The 18,623-nt window shown below is 71.0% G+C and carries 16 protein-coding genes; 10 read left to right on the top strand and 6 right to left on the bottom strand.

Annotation, left to right across the window (positions count from 1 at the left end):
- The 3 genes from hutI to hutH form a co-directional block, all read right to left on the bottom strand.
- The coding region (gene hutI / locus VIP82_RS09340) for an imidazolonepropionase (RefSeq protein ID WP_331907878.1) at window positions 1-1,072 on the bottom strand (1,072 nt) is incomplete at its 3' end.
- An 18-nt stretch (window positions 1,073-1,090) separates the two neighbouring features.
- On the bottom strand, window positions 1,091-2,785 hold the full coding sequence (gene hutU / locus VIP82_RS09335; RefSeq protein WP_331907876.1) for a urocanate hydratase: 1,695 nt from the start codon (window positions 2,783-2,785) through the stop codon (window positions 1,091-1,093).
- Window position 2,786: 1 nt separating this feature from the next.
- Complete coding sequence (hutH, locus tag VIP82_RS09330; protein ID WP_331907874.1) at window positions 2,787-4,388, bottom strand: histidine ammonia-lyase; 1,602 nt, start codon at window positions 4,386-4,388, stop codon at window positions 2,787-2,789.
- 148 nt (window positions 4,389-4,536) lie between these two features.
- Between hutH and VIP82_RS09325 the strand changes: the two genes are divergently transcribed.
- The 3 genes from VIP82_RS09325 to VIP82_RS09315 all read left to right on the top strand — a co-directional run bounded on the left by VIP82_RS09325 (window position 4,537) and on the right by VIP82_RS09315 (window position 7,254).
- Entirely contained in the window at window positions 4,537-5,301 is a 765-nt protein-coding gene (locus VIP82_RS09325) for an IclR family transcriptional regulator (RefSeq protein WP_331907872.1), read from the top strand.
- A gap of 64 nt (window positions 5,302-5,365) precedes the next feature.
- Window positions 5,366-5,950 (top strand): winged helix-turn-helix domain-containing protein, encoded by a 585-nt coding sequence (locus VIP82_RS09320; RefSeq protein WP_331907870.1) that lies wholly within the window; start codon window positions 5,366-5,368, stop codon window positions 5,948-5,950.
- Window positions 5,947-7,254: an MFS transporter gene (locus VIP82_RS09315; RefSeq protein WP_331907868.1), complete on the top strand. Its 1,308-nt coding sequence runs from the start codon at window positions 5,947-5,949 to the stop codon at window positions 7,252-7,254. The genes VIP82_RS09320 and VIP82_RS09315 overlap by 4 nt, the downstream gene beginning before the upstream one ends.
- Window positions 7,255-7,286: 32 nt before the next feature.
- On the opposite strand, the gene VIP82_RS09310 is transcribed toward VIP82_RS09315, so the two are convergent.
- Entirely contained in the window at window positions 7,287-8,297 is a 1,011-nt protein-coding gene (locus VIP82_RS09310) for a LacI family DNA-binding transcriptional regulator (RefSeq protein WP_331907866.1), read from the bottom strand.
- Window positions 8,298-8,510: 213 nt separating this feature from the next.
- Between VIP82_RS09310 and VIP82_RS09305 the strand changes: the two genes are divergently transcribed.
- From VIP82_RS09305 to VIP82_RS09290, 4 genes are read left to right on the top strand one after another with little or no spacing between them, the layout of a single operon-like run.
- A complete protein-coding gene (locus tag VIP82_RS09305; protein WP_331907864.1) occupies window positions 8,511-9,767 on the top strand; it encodes a sugar ABC transporter substrate-binding protein in 1,257 nt (418 codons plus the stop codon).
- Window positions 9,768-9,774: 7 nt separating this feature from the next.
- A complete protein-coding gene (locus VIP82_RS09300; protein ID WP_331907862.1) occupies window positions 9,775-10,950 on the top strand; it encodes a carbohydrate ABC transporter permease in 1,176 nt (391 codons plus the stop codon).
- A complete protein-coding gene (locus VIP82_RS09295; protein ID WP_331907860.1) occupies window positions 10,947-11,858 on the top strand; it encodes a carbohydrate ABC transporter permease in 912 nt (303 codons plus the stop codon). The genes VIP82_RS09300 and VIP82_RS09295 overlap by 4 nt, the downstream gene beginning before the upstream one ends.
- The gene (locus VIP82_RS09290) at window positions 11,855-13,807 is read left to right on the top strand and encodes a glycogen debranching N-terminal domain-containing protein (protein ID WP_331907858.1); all 1,953 of its coding nucleotides are present in this window, start codon (window positions 11,855-11,857) and stop codon (window positions 13,805-13,807) included. The genes VIP82_RS09295 and VIP82_RS09290 overlap by 4 nt, the downstream gene beginning before the upstream one ends.
- 15 nt (window positions 13,808-13,822) lie before the next feature.
- Here VIP82_RS09290 and VIP82_RS09285 read toward each other — a convergent pair whose 3' ends face one another.
- Together VIP82_RS09285 and VIP82_RS09280 are read right to left on the bottom strand one after the other, a co-directional pair.
- Window positions 13,823-14,305 (bottom strand): YbaK/EbsC family protein, encoded by a 483-nt coding sequence (locus tag VIP82_RS09285; protein ID WP_331907856.1) that lies wholly within the window; start codon window positions 14,303-14,305, stop codon window positions 13,823-13,825.
- Window positions 14,306-14,314: 9 nt separating this feature from the next.
- Window positions 14,315-15,112, bottom strand: a complete 798-nt coding sequence (locus tag VIP82_RS09280; protein ID WP_331907854.1) for a methyltransferase domain-containing protein — start codon at window positions 15,110-15,112, stop codon at window positions 14,315-14,317.
- 192 nt (window positions 15,113-15,304) lie between these two features.
- Here VIP82_RS09280 and VIP82_RS09275 point away from each other — a divergent pair, with 192 nt between their 5' ends.
- The 3 genes from VIP82_RS09275 to VIP82_RS09265 form a co-directional block, all read left to right on the top strand.
- Window positions 15,305-16,390: a Glu/Leu/Phe/Val dehydrogenase family protein gene (locus VIP82_RS09275; RefSeq protein WP_331907852.1), complete on the top strand. Its 1,086-nt coding sequence runs from the start codon at window positions 15,305-15,307 to the stop codon at window positions 16,388-16,390.
- 172 nt (window positions 16,391-16,562) lie between these two features.
- On the top strand, window positions 16,563-18,155 hold the full coding sequence (locus tag VIP82_RS09270; protein ID WP_331907850.1) for an AMP-binding protein: 1,593 nt from the start codon (window positions 16,563-16,565) through the stop codon (window positions 18,153-18,155).
- 110 nt (window positions 18,156-18,265) lie between these two features.
- A partial coding sequence (locus tag VIP82_RS09265; RefSeq protein ID WP_414684647.1) for a ZIP family metal transporter occupies window positions 18,266-18,623 on the top strand: 358 nt, incomplete at its 3' end.

Genomic DNA, 18,623 nt, shown 5'->3' with positions numbered 1-18,623 from the left:
CGCCGACGTCGTCGCGGCGCAGCGCGCGGGCGCCGCCCGCGGTCGCCGCCCAGACCGCCTCGGACGGCGTCATGCCCATCTCGCGCACGGCGAGGGCCACCATCAGCGGCATCGAGCTCGTGAAGCTCGAGCCCGGGTTGCAGTCGCTCGCGAGCGCGATCGTCACTCCGGCGTCGATCAGCCGCCGCGCGTCGGGATAGGGCTGGCGCGTCGAGAACTCGACGCCGGGCAACAGGGTCGCGACCGTGTCCGAGCCGGCCAGCGCGATCACATCGTCATCGTCGAGATAGGTGCAGTGGTCGACGGATGCCGCACCCATCGAGACCGCGAGGCGCACGCCCTCGCCCGGTCCGAGCTGGTTGCCGTGCACGCGCGGTTGGAGGCCGTGCGCGACGCCGGTGGCGAGGATCCGCCGCGACTCCTCCGCGGTGAAGGCACCGCGCTCGCAGAACACGTCGATCCACCGGCTGTGCGGAGCGCAGGCACGGAGCATCTCGTCGCAGACGAGGTCGACGTAGGCGTCGCGCCGATCGGCATACTCCGCGGGCACGACGTGGGCGCCGAGGAAGGTCACCTCCGGGGTGACCTCGGCGGCCAGTCGTGCGAGCCGCTCCTCGTCGGCGACGGTGAGCCCGTAGCCCGTCTTGATCTCGAACGTCGTCGTGCCCTGACGGTGGAGTTCGGTCACGAAACCGGCGAGACGGGCGCGCAACTCGTCGTCTGTCGCCGCGCGCGTCGCCGCCACCGTCCGCCGTATGCCCCCGGCTGCATACGGCGTGCCGGTCATGCGCGCCTCGAACTCGTCGGCACGGTCGCCGCCGAACACCAGGTGCGTGTGGCTGTCGACGAAGCCCGGGATGACCGCCCGACCGCCGGCATCCACGACCGACGCGCGGGCCTCCGAGCGCGCGAAGCGGGACGAGACGTCGTCGACCTCAGCCCCGGCGCCCACCCACGCGATGCGGTCCCCCTCGATCAGCACCGCCGCGTCGTGCAGCGTGCCGCACGGATCGCCGTCGCGCTCGACGTTGGTCGTCAGCTCACCGATGTTGGCGATCAGCGTCGCACTCACGGCATCCGTCCGTCCATGTCACGCATCGAGCATGGGCACCTGGAGCCCGCGCTCGCGCGCGACCTCCTTGGCCCGCTCGTAGCCGGCGTCCACATGGCGCATCACACCGGTGCCCGGGTCGTTCGTGAGCACGCGGGCGAGCTTCTCCGCGGCGAGGGCAGTTCCGTCGGCGACGGTGACCTGCCCGGCATGGATGCTGCGGCCGATGCCGACACCGCCCCCGTGGTGGATGGACACCCACGCCGCGCCGGACGCGGTGTTGAGGAGCGCATTGAGCAGCGGCCAGTCCGCGATCGCGTCGGACCCGTCGGCCATCGCCTCGGTCTCACGGTACGGGCTCGCCACGGAGCCTGCGTCGAGGTGGTCGCGGCCGATGACGATCGGGGCGGACAGCTCACCTGAGGCCACCATCTCGTTGAACTTGAGGCCGGCGAGGTGGCGCTCCTGGTAGCCGAGCCAGCAGATGCGCGCCGGCAGGCCTTCGAAGTGCACGGCGTCGCTCGCCTTGTCGAGCCAGCGCACGAGCCCGGCGTTGTCGGGGAAGAGCGCCTTGACCGCCTCATCGGTCTTGCGGATGTCCTCGGGGTCTCCCGACAGGGCGACCCAGCGGAACGGTCCGCGCCCCTCGGCGAACTGCGGGCGGATGTACGCCGGCACGAAGCCCGGGAAGTCGAAGGCGCGCTCGAAGCCGCCGAGTTGCGCCTCGGCGCGGATCGAGTTGCCGTAGTCGAAGACCTCGGCGCCGGCATCCTGGAATCCGACCATCGCGGCCACGTGCTTCGCCATGCTGCCGCGGGCGCGGGCGGTGAAGGCCTCGGGATCGCGGGCGGCCTCCGCCTTCCAGTCCTCGAACGCGACGCCCACCGGCAGGTACGCGAGCGGGTCGTGTGCGCTCGTCTGATCGGTGACGATGTCGACGGTGACCTCGCCCGCGCGGTGGCGGAGCAGGATGTCGCCGAAGACCTCGGCGGCATTGCCGACGACGCCGACCGAGAGCGCCTCGCCGGCGGCCTTCGCGGCGACGACCCGCGCGAGGGCGGCGTCGAGGTCGGTCGTGTACTCGTCGAGGTAGCCGTGCTCGACGCGGCGGGCGAGGCGCGACTCGTCGACGTCGACGACGAGCACGGCTCCGCCATTGAGCGTCACGGCGAGCGGCTGCGCACCACCCATCCCGCCCGCGCCGCCCGTGAGGGTGAGCGTGCCGGCGAGGTCGTCGCGGCCGAGCGACCGCGCAACGGCCGCGAACGTCTCGTACGTGCCCTGCAGGATTCCCTGCGTGCCGATGTAGATCCACGAGCCGGCCGTCATCTGGCCGTACATCGTGAGGCCGAGCTCTTCGAGCCGGCGGAACTCGGGCCAGGTCGCCCAGTCGCCGACGAGGTTGGAGTTGGCGATGAGCACTCGCGGCGCCCACTCGTGCGTGCGGAACACCCCGACGGGCTTGCCGGACTGCACCAGCAGCGTCTCATCGGGCTCGAGCTCGTCGAGCGTGCGCACGATCGCGTCGAACGCCGCCCAACTGCGCGCCGCGCGGCCGGTGCCGCCGTAGACGACGAGGTCTTCGGGGTGCTCGGCGACCTCGGGGTCGAGGTTGTTCATGAGCATGCGCTTGGCGGCTTCGGCGCCCCAGCTCTTGGCGGTGCGCTCCGGGCCGCGCGGTGCGCGCACCGTGGGGGCCTTCACGCCGGTGGTCGAACCTGTCGAAACGGACATCTCACTCCTTTGTGGTGGTCTGAACGGCGGTCGTCTGAAAGGCGGTCTGGGCGACGGCGCCCGACGCCACGAGCGTGGTCACCGCCTCCATCTCGGGCGACAGGAACCGGTCGGGACCGGGCCCACCGGCGACGGTGCGCACGAGATCGCGGATGGCGCCGGTGGCGGCGGCAGGCTGCAGGGGTGCGCGCAGGTCGAGGGCGCGGGACGCCGTCAGCACCTCGATCGCGAGCACCCGGGAGAGCCCGTCGATCGCTCGGCGCAGCTTGCGGCCGGCGGCCCACCCCATCGACACGTGGTCCTCCTGCATCGCCGACGACGGAATGGAGTCGACGGATGCCGGCACCGCGAGTCGCTTCAGCTCCGAGACGATCCCCGCCGCCGCGTACTGGGCGATCATGAAGCCCGAGTCGACGCCCACCTCGTGCGCGAGGAACGGCGGGAGTCCGTTGCTGCGGGCGGGGTCGAGGGCGCGGTCGGTGCGGCGCTCCGAGATCGAGGCGACGTCGGCGACGGCGATGGCCAGGAAGTCGAGCACGTATGCCACGGGCGCCCCGTGGAAGTTGCCGTTGGACTCGACGCGCCCGTCGTCGGTGATGACCGGGTTGTCGACCGCGGCGGCGAGCTCGCGCGCGGCGATCATCAGCGCATGGTCGGCGGTGTCACGTGCGGCGCCGTGCACCTGCGGCGAGCAGCGCAGCGAGTACGCGTCCTGCACCCGCGTGCAGACCGCCGGGTCCCGGTGCGACGCCACGATCGGCGAGCCGGCCAGCACGGCACGCAGGTTCGCGGCCGACACCGCCTGGCCCATCTGGGGGCGCAGTGCCTGCAGGTCGGCGGCGAACACCGCGTCGGTGCCCAGCTGCGCTTCGACCGACATGGCCGCGGCGACGTCGGCGGTGTCGAGGAGCAGCGAGATGTCGTGGAGCGCGAGCAGCAGCATCCCGAGCATGCCATCGGTGCCGTTGATCAGCGCGAGTCCTTCCTTCTCGCGGAGCACGAGCGGTGTCAGGCCAGCCGCGGCGAGCGCGTCGGCGGCCTCTCCCTCATCGCCGTCGGCGTTGCGGACGCGCCCCTCGCCCATCGCGGCGAGCGCGACGTGCGACAGCGGGGCGAGGTCGCCCGAGCAGCCCAGCGAGCCGTATTCGCGGACGATCGGCGTGATGCCGGCGTTGAGCATGCCCGCGTACGTCTCGACGACGACCGGGCGCACGCCGGTGTGGCCGGTGGCGAGGGTCTGCAGCCGCAGCAGCATGAGGGCGCGCACGACCTCGCGCTCGACCTCGGGGCCGGTGCCTGCGGCGTGCGAACGGATGAGGCTCGCCTGCAGCTGCACACGGCGCTCGGCGGCGATGAACGTGGTGGCGAGCGCGCCGAAGCCCGTCGAGATGCCGTAGTGCGGCTCGGGGTCGTCGGCGAGCCCTTCGACGAGGGCGCGGGTGTTCGCGACGCGGTCGAGTGCTTCGGGCGACAGGGCGACGTGCGCGCCGCGCCGGGCGACGGCGACGACGTCCGCGGGGCTGAGGGGCGCCGCGCCGACGGTGACCGCACCGCTGGTGACGGCGGCGGTGTCGCTCGCGGGAGGGGGCGTGACGGTGGTCATGCTCCGATTCCACACCGCGGGGCTGCCGCGCGACAGCGCAGCGTGCCATCCTGTGTCTGTCATGCCAGACAGCCAGGAGATATCCCGAGACCCGCGGACCGCGGATTCTTCCCCCGACCCGCGACCCGCGGATCCTTCGCGCCCGCAGGTGCCCGCCGCCGACCAGACGCTGCGGATCCTGTCGTTCCTCGCGCGTCAGCGCGGACCGGCGCCGGCGAGCGCCATCGCGACGGCGCTCGGCATCCCTCGCTCGAGCGTGTATCACCTGCTCGCCACCCTCCAGGAGCACCATTTCGTGGTGCACCTTCCCGAGGAGCGGCGATGGGGTCTGGGCCTTGCCGCCTTCGAGCTCGCCGGAGGCTACTCGCGCCAGGAGCCGCTCGCGCGTCTCGGGCGCCCGGTGCTCGCCGATCTCGTCGATCGCGCGGGCGAGAGCGCGCACCTCGCCGTGATGCACGGCCGCGATGTGCTGTACATCGTGGAGGAGCGCGCGCCGCGCAGGCCTGCGCTCGTGACGGACGTCGGCGTGCGTCTGCCGGCGCACCTGACGGCGACGGGCCGGGCGATGCTCGCGGCGCTTCCTCGAGAGCAGGTGCGGGCGCTCTTCCCGGATGCCGCGGCCTTCGCCGACCGCACCGGCCGCGGTCCGCGCCGGCCGAGCGAGCTGCGCGAGCTGCTGCGCGAGGTGCGGGTGCGGGGCTGGGCCTTCGAAGACGGTGAGGTCACGCTCGGGCTCGGGTCGGTCGGCGTCGCCGTGCTCGACCACGTCGGCTGGCCGATCGCGGCGATCGCGGTCACCTACCCCGCCGAGGGCGAGCGCGACCCTGCGGCGTTCGCCGCTCTCGTCGCACCCATGGCGACGGAACTCGGCCGGCGGATCCGTGGCGCACGTCCCGCGAGACCGAAACTCTGAAAGGCTCTTGCAGATCTCACCATCCGCGCGCATAATCTGAAACGACCTTTCAGATTGGACGATCATGGCCGACTCCGAGATCAGACGCACGATCACCGACCCGGCGGCCCTCGACGCCCTCGCCCACCCGGTGCGCCTCGATCTGCTGAGCTTCCTGATGTCGCACGGTGCGGCCACCGCCTCGGAGTGCGCGCGAGCGGTCGACGACAACCCGTCCAACTGCAGCTATCACCTGCGGGTACTGGCCAAGCACGGCCTGGTCGAGCCGGTCGAGTCCGACGACGGTCGCGAGCGGCCGTGGCGCGCGACCATCACCGGTCTGAGTCTGGACCTCGACTCCGACGACCCGTCGGTCGTCGCCGGCGCGACCGCGATGCTCGAGGCCTCCATCCGGCTCGACTACCAGCTGGCCCGCGAGCATGTGCGGCACCGCGACCGCATCGAGGGCGCCTGGCGCGACGTCGATGCCCACGCCCAGTACGGCGTGAAGGTCAGCCCCGACGAGCTGCGGTCGATCGTCGAGCGCATCGACGCCATCGTCCGCCCGTACATCGCGGCGACGCGCCAGGATGCTCCTGAAGACGCCGCGATCGCGAATCTCTCGCTGCTGGCGTTCCCGCGCCCGACGTTCGGCGAGGCCGCGAAATGACCTCCCGCACCGCCTTCGCGATTCCCGCGTTCCGCCGGCTCTGGGCGGCCGGGCTCATCTCCGACACGGGCGACTGGCTGCTGTTCATCGCGCTTCCGCTCGTCGTGTTCCAGCTCACGGGCTCGGCGCTCGGCACGTCGATCGCGTTCCTGCTGGAACTCGTGCCCGCGGTGGTGCTTGCGCCGCTCGCCGCCCGGCTCATCGGCCGGTTCGACCGGCGCTGGATCATGGTGGCGGTGAACATCGGCCAGGCCCTCGCCCTCCTCCCCCTCCTCTGGGTGAACGAGGTCGCCGACCTCCCGCTGGCGTACGCCGTCATCGTCGTGCACGCCTCGCTCAGCACGCTGTTCGAGCCGGCGAAGAACACGCTGCTGCCCGACCTGGTCGACCCCGCGCGCCTGGTCTCGGCCAACGCGCTGATCGGCCTGAACCAGAACCTCGGCCGACTCATCGGCGGCCCGCTCGGCGGCATCCTCCTCGCGGTCGGCGATCTCGGCCTGATCGTCGCCGCCGACGCCATCTCGTATGTCATCTCGGCCGTGCTCATCGCGACGCTCCCCGCGGTGAAGGCGGCCGCACACGACACCGGCGGAGCGAGCGCCGGCGCCGGCAGCGCCGATGCGACCGCCGATACCGCCAGCACCGACCCCGCCGCCGCGCGCCCGGTCGGTCTCCTCGAGGCACTGCGCATCCCCCGGCTGCGCGGCGCGTTCGCGGTCATCCTCGTCTCGAGCGTGGCCCAGGGCATGTTCCTCGTGCTCTTCGTGCTGTTCGCGCTCGGCCCGCTGCGGGGTTCGGATGCCGACGTCGGGCTGCTCCGCGGCATCCAGGCCGTCGGCGCTGTCGTCGCGGGCGTGGTCCTCGGGTTCATCGCACGCGGATCGTCGCCGCGGGCGCTGACCGCAGCCAGCCTGTTCGCGTTCGGCGCGCTGTCCCTCGTCACCTGGAACCTTCCGGCGGTCACCACCGACGTCTGGCCGTACGTCGTGCTGTTCGCGGCTGTCGGGGCGCCGGGCGTGATCATGATCGCGGGCTTGATGAGCGTGCTGCAGGAGCAGTCGGAGCCGCGGCAGCGTGGTGCCGTGTTCGCCGCGGTCGGGCTGGTCAGCGCCGTCGGGCAGGCTCTCGGCATCCTGCTGGGCGCTCTCTCCGACGGCGCGATCGGACTCCTTCCGCTGCTGGAGGCACAGGGATGCCTGTACCTGCTGAGCGGCGTGATCGCGCTGATGTGGCTGCCCCGCGCGGCGGAGCGCGCGACGCCGAAGGCGGAAGGCGCCACGGATGCGGTGAGCCGCACCCCGTGAACCGCAGCGCCGCAGCGCTCCAGATGCAGCGGCTATCGCAGCACGAGCTGCGGTTCGACGAGCACGTGCGCCGACCCGGCGGTCGGAGTCCGCGGCGCGACGACGCTCCCCGACGCCCCCATCAGCAGCTCCAGGACGCCCACCGCGACGCGCTCCGGCAGCTGCTCGACGCTGCTGAGCCCCATCGCCTCGGCGGCCGGGGTGTTGTCGAACCCGATGATGGGCAGCTCGGCCATGCCGGCCGAGGCGGCCGCCAAGTGCGCACCGATCGCGAGGGCGTCGCTGGCGCAGACGATCCCGTCGACCCCTTCGCCGTCCGCGAGGAACTCGTCCACGACGGCTCGGGCGAGACCCACGCCCTCCTCGCTCACCAGCCGGCGGCCGTCGGCATCCGCGGTCGCCATCGCCTCGCGCCAGCCCCGCTCCCTCTCGTCACCGGTGCCCGACCCGGCCGGCCAGCCCAGGAAGGCGACTCGCGAGCCGCCCCGTGCGAGCACCTCGACCGTGGCGGCGCGCGTTCCCGCCGCCCCGTCGACGTCCACCCACAGGTGGGCGGGGGCCGCCACGTCGTCCTCGCCCCAAGGGCGCCCGAACGAGACGAACGGAATGCCCCGGTCGGCCAACCATCGCGTGCGGGGGTCACCGGGGAAGGTGCCCGTGATGACGACCGCGTCGATCTCGCCGCCGTCGGTGAGCTCGCGCATGCGGTCGATCTCCTCGGCCGGCGATCGCGCCGCGTAGAGCTGGATGCGCATGCCGCGGTCGCTCGCGTGCTCGGTCAGTGCGTGCACGAATCGGTCGAGGACGACTCCTGAGATCCCGCCGGCGTACGGGTCGAGGTGGATGCCGATGGTCGAGCTGCGGCGCGTGCGCAGCCGCCGCGCCGCCACCTGCGGGCGGTAGCCCAGGTCCGAGATCGCCTGCAGCACCCGCTCACGCGTCTTCTCGCGCACGATGCCGGGGGTGTTGAGGACGTTCGACACCGTCTGGCGCGAGACACCTGCGGCGAGCGCGACATCTTCGACTGTAGGCGGCTTCGCCATGATCGTTCTCCTCCCCCATCGGCGCCGGATCGGATCGTTCAAATCGTTATCCTACGGGGCGCGCCAACCCCCTTGACACTCGCGGCCGACAGTTTCTACCGTGGCATCACGAACGGACTTTGATCGTTCAAATTCCGAGCACCGCAGAGTCGCTCGACAGCACATGCGCGATCGATGCCGATCCCGAAGCACTCATCGAAGGAGAAGAGACTCATGACACGGCACACCACACGCGGCCTCCTCGGGGCGGGTGCGCTCCTGATCACCGGAGCGTTGGCACTCACGTCCTGCGGTTCCGGATTCGACGACGACGGAGGGGGCGGCGACGCCGGCTCGGGTGAGTTCACCTCGAGCGATGACGCCCTCACGATCCTCATCGGCACGTCGGGCGACGCGGAGACGACCGCCGTCGAGGACGCCGTCGCGGCGTGGTCGGAGGATTCCGGCGTCGAGGCCAGCGTCCAGGTCGCCAACGACCTCCCGCAGCAACTCTCACAGGGCTTCGCGGCGGGCGATCCGCCCGACCTGTTCTACCTCGCAACCGAGGCGCTCGCCGGCTACGCCGGGAACGGCTCGCTCGTGGCCTACGGCGATCAGCTCGAGAACAAGGACGACTTCTACCCGTCGCTCGTCGAGAACTTCACGTTCGAGGACGAGTTCTACTGCGCGCCGAAGGACTTCTCGACGCTCGCTCTCGTCATCAACAAGGGACTGTGGGATGCCGCCGGCCTGACCGACGCCGACGTCCCGACCACGTGGGAGCAGCTGGCGACCGTGGCGCAGACGCTGACGAAGGACGGCGTCGTGGGCCTCGGCTTCGGACCCGAGTACCAGCGCGTGGGCGCGTTCATGGCCCAGGCGGGTGGCGGCCTCGTGAAGGACGGCGAGGCGATCGCCAGCAGCCAGGAGAACGTCGACGCCCTCACCTACGTGAAGGACAACATGGCGGCGGGGACGTTCGCCTACTCCTCTGACGTCGGTGCGGGATGGGGCGGCGAGGCGTTCGGCAAGCAGCTGACCGCGATGACCATCGAGGGCAACTGGATCACCGGCGCGATGACCAACGACTTCCCCGACGTGCAGTACGTGGTCGCAGAGCTCCCCGAGGGCCCTGCGGGCAAGGGCACACTGCAGTACACGAACTGCTGGGGCATGGCTGCTGACAGCCCCAACCAGCAGGCCGCACTCGACCTCGTGCAGTACCTGACGAGCACCGAGCAGCAGCTCGCCTTCTCCGAGGCGTTCGGAGTCATGCCCTCCATCGAGTCCGCCGCAGAGCAGTGGACCAGCGACAACCCCGACCTCGCTGCGTTCCTCGCGGGTGCGGACTACGCGCAGGGCATCCCGACGTACGACGGCACGGCGGACGTCATCACCGACTTCAACGCCCAGCTCGAGGGCCTGAAGACCGGCGACCCGCAGCAGATCCTCGACTCGGTGCAGTCGAACCTCGAGGCGATCGTCGGCTGAGCGAGCCATGACCGCGACCGCCACCGCGCCTCGCCGCGCGCGGAGCCCCCGATCGGGGATCCGCCGCGGCGAGGCCGCCGCGGGGTGGATCTTCACCCTCCCCGTCATCATCATCCTGGGCGTCTTCCTGCTCGTCCCGGTGCTCATGGCGCTGTGGGTGAGCTTCTCCGACTGGTCGGGCCGGGGCAGCCCCTTCTCGTCGGGCGTCGGCTTCGTGGGACTCGAGAACTACGCCGCCGTCACGACGGGCGACGGCCTCGCGACGCGCGACTTCGGCACGGCGATGCGCAACAACGCCTGGTACGTGGTCCTCGTCGTGCCGCTGCAGACAGCGCTGTCGCTCTTCCTCGCGGTCCTCGTCAACGGCGCAGTCCTGCGTGGTCGCGGCCTCTTCCGCACCGCGTTCTACTTCCCCTCCGTCACCGCGACCGTGGCGATCATGGTCCTCTGGCTCTTCCTCTTCAACGCGATCGGTCCGGTCAACGCGATCCTCGCCGCCATCGGCATCGACGGTCCGAACTGGTGGGCCGACCCGCGCGGCATCCTCCACAACGCGCTGGCAGCGGTGGGCATCACCGATGGGCCGGCCGTCCTGACCGAGAACGACTTCCTCGGCGTGTCGTGGTGGAACTGGCTCGCCGGGCCCTCCGTCGCGATGTCGGCGATCATCCTCATGGGGATCTTCACGACGAGCGGCACCTTCATGCTGCTGTTCCTCGCCGCACTGCAGAACATCGGACCCGAGATCCAGGAGGCTGCGATGGTCGACGGAGCCAACGCCTGGCAGCGGTTCTGGCGGGTCACCCTGCCGCAGCTGAAGCCGGCACTGTTCACGGTGCTGACTCTCGGCCTCATCGGCTGCTGGCAGGTCTTCGACCAGATCTACACCGGCACGCAGGGCGCGCCCGGCAAGACCACGCTGACGCCGGCGTATCTCTCCTACGACGCGGGCTTCCTGGACCAGCACTGGGGACAGGGCGCCGCCATCGCGTTCATCCTGTTCGCGATCATCGTGCTGTTCACGATCTTCCAGCGCTGGGTGCTGCGCGACCGCCCCGTTTCACGGCGACGTGCGCGGCAGTACCAGCTGCCCACCCGCCCCGCCACGGCCACGCCGGCGACCGTCGCCGCCGACCAGGTGCCGAGTCCGCCCGATCCCGCTGAGACGAGAGGGCGATCATGACCGGCACGACCATCGACGCCGCCCCCACGGTGGTGTCGCAGACGCCCGCACCGCGGACGCCATCGGATGCCCGCCGCAAGACGGCACGCATCGGCTGGCAGATCGCGCTGTACGTCCTGCTCGTCGCGATCGCTCTGTTCTACATCTATCCCTTCCTGGTCCAGATCGGCACGTCCTTCAAGACCGACGCCGAAGCGGCGAGCAACCCCGTCGGCCTTGTTCCGCAGACATGGACGACGGCCGCGTACGAGCGGCTGTTCCTCCGGAGCGACTTCCCCGTGTGGTTCCGCAACTCCTCGATCGTGACGATCAGCGTCACGCTCGGGCGCGTGTTCTTCGTGTCTCTCGCGGGGTACGCCTTGGCCCGGCTCAACTTCCGCGGGCGCGGCGTCGTGTATGCCGGAGTCATCGCCGTGATGGCCGTTCCGAGCGTGGTGCTCCTCATCCCGCGGTTCCTCGTCATCAACCAGCTGGGCATCTACGACTCCTACGCCGGAATGATCCTTCCGCTTCTGGTGGACGCCGCCGGGGTGTTCATCATGAAGAACTTCTTCGAGTCGATCCCGGTCTCCGTGGAGGAGCAGGCGCGTATCGACGGCGCAGGCACGTTCCGGATCTTCTGGTCGGTCGTGCTGCCGATGGCCCGCCCGGCGCTCATCACGATCATCATCCTGTCTTTCCAGGGCTCGTGGAACGAGCTCTCCCACTTCATCGTGTCGACCCAGTCCCCTGAGCTGACCACCCTCACGAAGGGCGTCGCGTCGCTGGCGTCGGGCCAGCTGAGCCAGGGCAGCCAGTATCCGATCAAGCTCGCTGCGGCGCTGATCATGACCGTCCCCGTCGCCGTCATGTTCTTCATCTTCCAGCGACGGATCATGAATGCCAGCGAAGGAGCCGTCAAGGAATGAGTCCCGCCTCGCTCCCCCCGTCCACCACTCCTCTGCAGGCGTTACAGCCCCTGCTCAACGAGGCGACGATCGTCTTCCGCGCACCGACGCAGGCCTGGTCGGCTTCTCACGGGGGGCTCGGGGCCGCCGCCATCGACGGCGTCTATCACGCGGATGTGCGGCACATCCGGGCGATCGCGCTGGCGTGCGCGGACTCGGCGATCGAGTGGATCTCGGCCGCGCCCGACGGCGCCGACCGGATCGTGTTCGGCGGGCTGCTGCGCGGCCTCGACGACCCCACCCCGGATCCCAAGGTGCGGCTGACGCGCGACCGCCGCGTGGCGGCGGGGCGGCTCACCGAGACGCTGACGATCGCCTCGCGGCTGACGACGCCGATCACGACGACGCTCTCGCTGCGACTCCGTCCCGAGTTCGCGCTGCTCCACGACGTCAAGGCCGGCCTCCCCGATTCCCGCCCGGTCGACATCCAGATCGAGCAGGATGCCGCAGCCACCGTCTCGGCGGGCCCGCAGCGGTTCGTCCTGCGCGCCGCCGCCGCGCGAGTCGAGCACGAGGGCGACGAGATCGTCGCGACCTGGCCGGTGCAGGTGACCCCGGGTGGCCGCACCGAGGTGTCGTGGTCGGTCGACCTTCGCGATGACGCACTGGTGGTGCGTGAGGCGTCGGGTCCCGCGACCTGGAATCCGGCCGCGATGGCCGCGGAGGTCCGCGCCGATCAGCCCCGGCTCGCCCGATGGCTCGAGACGGCACTGGGCGACCTCGACGCCCTGCGCCTGGCGCTTCCCGACCACCCTGAGGACGAGTTCTTCGCCGCGGGGACGCCGTGGTTCTTCACGCTGTTCGGGCGCGACGCGCTCTGGTCCGCGCGGCTCGCGCTGCCGGTCGACGTGGGCATCGCGGCATCCACTCTCCGCGTGCTCGCCCGGCTGCAGGGCACTGAGGACGACCCCGACACCGCGCAGGAGCCGGGCAAGATCCTGCACGAGCTGCGCGCGACGACGCTCGAGATGCCCGGCGAGGGCATCGTCCTGCCGCCGCTGTACTACGGGAGCGTCGACTCGACGCCGCTGTGGGTGTGCGTCCTGGCGGACGCGTGGCGGGCAGGGATGCCGGAGGCCGAGGTCCGCGACCTGCTTCCGGCGCTCGTCCGTGCGCTGCGGTGGATCATCGACCGCGGCGACAGCGACGGCGACGGCTTCCTGGACTACGTCGACCGCACCGGGCGCGGACTCGCCAACCAGGGCTGGAAGGATTCCGGCGACTCGATCCAGTGGCGCGACGGCACCCTCGCGCAGGGGCCGATCGCGCTGTGCGAGGTGCAGGCGTACGCGTACGAGGCGGCGATGTCGGGGGCGGACCTGCTCGAGGCGCTCGGCGACGACCTGGATCCAGACCTCGCGGCACCCGCGCCGGAGGATCTGCGCATGTGGGCGGCCGGACTGCGCGCGCGGTTCGCCGAGGCGTATTGGGTACAGACTCCGGAGGGCCGTTACCCGGCCATCGCCCTCGATCGCGACAAGCGGCCGGTCGACACGCTCACCAGCAACATCGGCCATCTGCTCGGCACCGGCCTGCTCGACCCGGTCGACGAAGCCCATGTCGCGTCCCTGCTCGTGGGGCCGACGATGTCGAGCGGGTACGGCATCCGCACGATGTCCACGGCGGCCGCAGGCTACTGGCCGCTGTCGTACCACGGCGGCAGCGTCTGGACCCACGACAGCGCGATCTGTGCGCACGGGATGGCGCGTGCGGGGCTCTGGGATCCCGCTCGCCGCGTGGTCGAGGGCCTGCTGGCGGCGGCCGACGGGTTCGCCTACAGGGTGCCGGAACTGCATTCCGGCGACCCGGCGTCCGCGACCTCCGTGCCGACGCCCTATCCGGCGGCGTGTCGGCCGCAGGCCTGGTCGGCGGCAGCGGCGATCGTCTGTCGCGAGATCCTGCGGGAGTGACCGGCCGGCGGGCGCTCAGTCGACCTTGGCGACGGTGCCGTCCGTGAGGCGCACGAGTTCGTCATACGTCATCGGGAAGACGGTGTGCGGCGTGCCTCCGGCCGCCCAGATCTCGGGGTACCCGGCGAGGTCCTCGTCGACGATGGTGCGCAGCCGCGACGGATGCCCCGTGGGCGCGACACCCCCGATCGCCTGGCCGGTGGCCTCGCGCACCTGCTCAGGTGTCGAGCGCTGGATCTTCCCGAGACCGAGACGCTGGGCGAGCGCGGCGGTGTCGACGCGGTGGGCGCCGCTGGTCATGACGAGGAGCGGTGCGCCGTCGCAGGAGAAGACCAGGCTGTTGGCGATCGCGCCGACCTCGACTCCGAGCGCCGCGGCCGCCAGCGCTGCGGTGGAGGCGGCATCCGGGAGCACGACGATGTCGCCGGTGATGCCGATGGCACGGATCGCATCGTGGACGAGACGGCTGCGGGCGGGAAGCGAGGCGGGCGTCGTCATCGGATCAGCCTAACGACGCGGCCCGCGGGCGAGGATCTCGCCGTGCGGCATGAGCAGCCAGCCGTCTTCGGCCGCGGCCCACTCCCGCCAGCCCTCCGAGATGCGCTGCAGCTGCGCATCATCGGCGCCCGTCGCGCGCGCCGAGTCGGCGAACGCCGACTGCAGCACGCGGTCGGCCCACATCCCGCCCCACCAGGCGCGGTCGGCCTCGTCCTCGAACAGCCACAGCGACGCGGTGGCACGGATGTCGGTCAGCCCGGCCTCGCGCGCCCACGCCTTGAGGCGGCGACCGGCGGCGGGCTCACCCGCGACGCTCCGGTGGGTCGTGAGGTAGAGCGCGAGCCATTCGTCGAGCGCCGGGATGAGCGGGTACCAGATCACGCCCTCGTAGTCGACGTCGCGCGCGGCCACGAGGCCATCCGGTCCGGCGACGCGGCCGAGCTCGCGGAGCATGTCGACCGGCCGGTCGACGTGCTGCAGCACCTGATGGGCGTGCACGACGTCGAATTCGCCGTCCTCATACGGCAGGGCATAAGCGTCGCCCACCTCGAACGACAGGCCGGGAGCCGTGTGATCGGCGGCCGCCTGTACGACGACGTCGGCCGAGGCATCCGTCCCGACGACGCGACCGGGCGCAACCAGGGTCGCCAGATCCGCCGTGATCGAGCCCGGTCCGCTCCCCACGTCGAGCACCGAGACGCCGGGCCGCAGGTGAGGCAGCAGGTAGGCGGCGGAGTTCTCGGCGGTCCGCCAGCGGTGCGACCGCAGGACGCTCTCGTGGTGACCGTGGGTGTAGGCGTCTGGCATCCATCGATGCTATCGACGGCGCGCACTCTGCTGACACCTGCGCAGCATGCTGCGAATCGACCGCGCATTCTGCCCACTCGCCGACGGCAGGCTTGAACAATCCGACGAACCGGTGTCCAATAAGGGTGGATGTCGCAACGCCGCGGCGTCCGCAGCGCACTGCCCACGAGGCCCGCCGAAGGAAGTATCGCGATGACGCACACTGTGCCCACCCTGCCCCTGCCCGATTTCGCACACGAGCGGGTGGAGGTGATCACCGGACGGCGCAGCGGCCTGTTCATCACCGTCGCCCTGCACTCGTCCGTGCTCGGCTCGGCTCTCGGCGGCGCACGCCTGTGGACGTATCCGCACTGGAGCGACGCGCTCGGCGACGCGCTGCGCCTGTCGGCCGCCATGACGCTCAAGAACGCCGCGGCCGGTCTCGACGCGGGCGGCGGCAAGTCCGTCATCGCCCTGCCGCCGGGCACGACCCTCGACGCCGACCGGCGTCGCGCCGCCTTCCTCGACCTCGGCGACGCGGTCGAATCGCTGCACGGCCTCTACCGCACCGCCGAGGACGTCGGCTCGACGACCGACGACATGCTCGTCGTCAGCGAGCGCACCGAGCACGTCGTCGGGCTGCCCGACGCGGTCGGCGGCTCGGGCGAGCCCGCCGGGCCCACGAGCCTCGGGGTCTACGAGTCCCTCCGCGCGACGCTCGAGCGCGTCGCGGGCAGCGCCGACGTCGAGGGTCGCCGCATCACGATCTCGGGTCTCGGACAGGTGGGCAGCCGTCTCGCCGTGCGCCTGTCGGCCGAGGGTGCCCGCCTCACCGTCACCGACGTGAACCCGGCCAAGCGCGATCTGGCGGCCGAGCTCGGCGCCGACTGGGTCAGCCCGGGCGAGGAGCACCTCGTGCCCGCCGATGTGTTCGTGCCGGCCGGCATCGGCGGCCTGCTCACGGATCAGGTCATCGACGCGCTCGACGCGAAGGCTGTGTGCGGACCCGCGAACAACCCGCTCGCCGATCACAGCGGCGCGGGGCGACTGGCCGGTCGCGGAATCCTGTACGCCCCCGACTTCGTGGTGAACGCGGGTGGTGTGATCTATCTCGATCTCGAGGCGAAGCAGCTCGGCACCCGCACGGAGATCATGGAGCGTGTCGGGCAGATCGGCGACACCGTCCGCCGGATCTTCGAGGAGGCCGAGTCGCGTGGGGTCACCCCGCTCGAGGCGGCCGAGGGTCTAGCCGCCGAACGGCTCGCCGCGGGTGGCCGTCAACCCGTTCTTGCCCGCTGACACCGGCTCCACCCGGCCGCCGCTGCGGCGGCCGGGTGCACCGGACTGACACTGCGTTCCACATCTCGCGGAATCGCGTGCCAGATTCCGCGGTCGGGATGGCATGATGGTCGCACGGCGCGGCCCTGGCCCTGCCCACGGCGACTCACGCCGCCCGATCAAAGGAGATCCGGTGTTCACCAGCCCCCAACCTGATGTCGAGATCCCCGAGCTCAGCATCTACGACTACCTCTTCGCGAGCCTGACGGACGAGGATCTGGGGCGCGTCGCGCTCATCGATCCGGCCACCGGCGCCGAGACCACGTACGGCGCTCTGCGCGGGCAGATCGATCTGTTCGCGGGCGCGCTGGCGGCACGTGGCGTCGAGGTCCACACAGTTGTGGGTCTCTTGTGCCCGAACGTCCCGGCGTTCGCGACGGTGTTCCACGGCATCCTGCGTGCGGGCGCGACCGTGACGACGGTGAACTCGCTCTACACGGCGGGCGAGATCGAGAAGCAGCTGCGGGATGCCGGAGCCACCTGGCTCATCACCGTCAGCCCGCTGCTCCCCCAGGCCGCCACGGCCGCCGAGGCTGTCGGCATCCCGCACGAGCGCGTCATCGTGCTCGACGGCGCCGCAGGGCACTCGAACCTGCGGGAGCTGCTCACCGAGGGTGCGGCGGCTCCGGAGGTGTCGTTCGATCCGGCGACGCATGTCGCGGTGCTGCCCTATTCGTCGGGGACGACCGGCATCCCGAAGGGCGTGATGCTCTCGCATCGCAACCTCGTCGCGAACGTGGCGCAGTGCCGTGTGGCGCTCGACCTCAGCGAGAGCGACCGCGTGCTGGCGGTGCTGCCGTTCTTCCACATCTACGGCATGACGGTGCTCCTCAACCTCGCGCTGCGTCAGCGGGCGAGTCTCGTGACGATGCCGAAGTTCGACCTCGTCGAGTTCCTCACGAACATCCAGAAGTTCCAGTGCACCTACCTCTACATCGCGCCGCCGATCGCGGTGGCGCTGGCCAAGCATCCGATCGTCGACCAGTTCGACATCTCGAGCGTGCACACGGTGTTCTCGGGGGCTGCGCCGCTGGATGGCGAGACCGCGGAGACCGCCGGTCGCCGCATCAACGCCCGCATGATGCAGGGGTACGGCATGAGCGAGCTGAGCCCTGTCTCGCACGCGATGCCCACCGATCGCTACGACATCCCGGTGAGCTCGGTCGGCGTCATGCTGCCGAACACGCTCAACAAGCTCATCGACACCGAGACCGGTGAGGAGATCACCGAGGTCGGCGCCGACGGCGTGACGAAGCCGGGCGAGCTCTGGGTCAAGGGGCCGAACGTGATGCTCGGCTACCTCAACCAGCCCGAGGCCACGGCCGAGACGCTCGATGCCGACGGCTACCTCCACACCGGCGACATCGCCGTGTACCACGAGGGCGGCTATTTCTCGATCGTCGATCGGGTCAAGGAACTCATCAAGTACAAGGGCTACCAGATCGCTCCGGCCGAGCTCGAGGCACTGCTCCTCAGTCACCCGAAGGTGATGGATGCCGCGGTCATCGGCGTGCTGGACGAGGACAAGCAGGAGATTCCCAAGGCCTTCATCGTGCCCGCGCCCGACGCAGGTCTGACCGAGGAAGAGGTCATGGCATTCGTCGCAGAGCAGGTGGCCCCGCACAAGAAGGTGCGTCGCGTGGAGTTCATCGAGGCGATCCCCAAGTCGACCGCCGGCAAGATCCTCCGCAAGGACCTCCGGGCGCGGGAGGCCGCGACCGTCTGAGTCGGCCTGCGGCCTGCGGCGTGCGGTCTGCGGTCGCCGAACGGGCGAGCGCGTGGCTTGCGTTCGTCGCGCCTCGCTCGTTCAACGATCGCGGCGACTAGGTTGGCGCCATGGATGGCGTATGGCTTGCAGCGCTGAGCGGACTCATCGCTGGTGGGACGCTTCTCGTCGGTGCTGCGGTCGCCTGGTTCGTCGACATTCCGCAGCGCCTCGTCGCAGGCATCATGGCGCTCGGTGCGGGGGTGCTCATCTCGACGCTCGCGTTCGAGCTCGTGGAGGAGGCCGCCGAGGATGGCGGGCTGATTCCGACGACGGTCGGCTTCCTGGGCGGCGCGATCCTCTACATCGTGGCGGATCAGCTCGTCTCCCGGCCGAGGAAGCGCAAAGCCGGTTCTCGCACGGCAAGTGCACGCGCACGCAGTCCGCAGGCGAACGACCCGACGGCCGGCGCGACGTCCGGCGCGACGT

This window comes from Microbacterium sp., assembly GCF_036566905.1.
GTDB lineage: Bacteria > Actinomycetota > Actinomycetes > Actinomycetales > Microbacteriaceae > Microbacterium.
The sequence above is the reverse complement of the archived record's forward strand: the minus strand, read 5'-3'. Positions and strand labels throughout refer to the sequence as shown.

Coding starts and splice junctions, on each gene's coding strand:
- hutU (WP_331907876.1), bottom strand. CDS start 2,785: ATGTCCGTTTCGACAGGTTCGACCACCGGCGTGAAGGCCCCCACGGTG.
- hutH (WP_331907874.1), bottom strand. CDS start 4,388: ATGACCACCGTCACGCCCCCTCCCGCGAGCGACACCGCCGCCGTCACC.
- VIP82_RS09320 (WP_331907870.1), top strand. CDS start 5,366: ATGGCCGACTCCGAGATCAGACGCACGATCACCGACCCGGCGGCCCTC.
- VIP82_RS09315 (WP_331907868.1), top strand. CDS start 5,947: ATGACCTCCCGCACCGCCTTCGCGATTCCCGCGTTCCGCCGGCTCTGG.
- VIP82_RS09310 (WP_331907866.1), bottom strand. CDS start 8,297: ATGGCGAAGCCGCCTACAGTCGAAGATGTCGCGCTCGCCGCAGGTGTC.
- VIP82_RS09305 (WP_331907864.1), top strand. CDS start 8,511: ATGACACGGCACACCACACGCGGCCTCCTCGGGGCGGGTGCGCTCCTG.
- VIP82_RS09300 (WP_331907862.1), top strand. CDS start 9,775: ATGACCGCGACCGCCACCGCGCCTCGCCGCGCGCGGAGCCCCCGATCG.
- VIP82_RS09295 (WP_331907860.1), top strand. CDS start 10,947: ATGACCGGCACGACCATCGACGCCGCCCCCACGGTGGTGTCGCAGACG.
- VIP82_RS09290 (WP_331907858.1), top strand. CDS start 11,855: ATGAGTCCCGCCTCGCTCCCCCCGTCCACCACTCCTCTGCAGGCGTTA.
- VIP82_RS09285 (WP_331907856.1), bottom strand. CDS start 14,305: ATGACGACGCCCGCCTCGCTTCCCGCCCGCAGCCGTCTCGTCCACGAT.
- VIP82_RS09280 (WP_331907854.1), bottom strand. CDS start 15,112: ATGCCAGACGCCTACACCCACGGTCACCACGAGAGCGTCCTGCGGTCG.
- VIP82_RS09275 (WP_331907852.1), top strand. CDS start 15,305: ATGACGCACACTGTGCCCACCCTGCCCCTGCCCGATTTCGCACACGAG.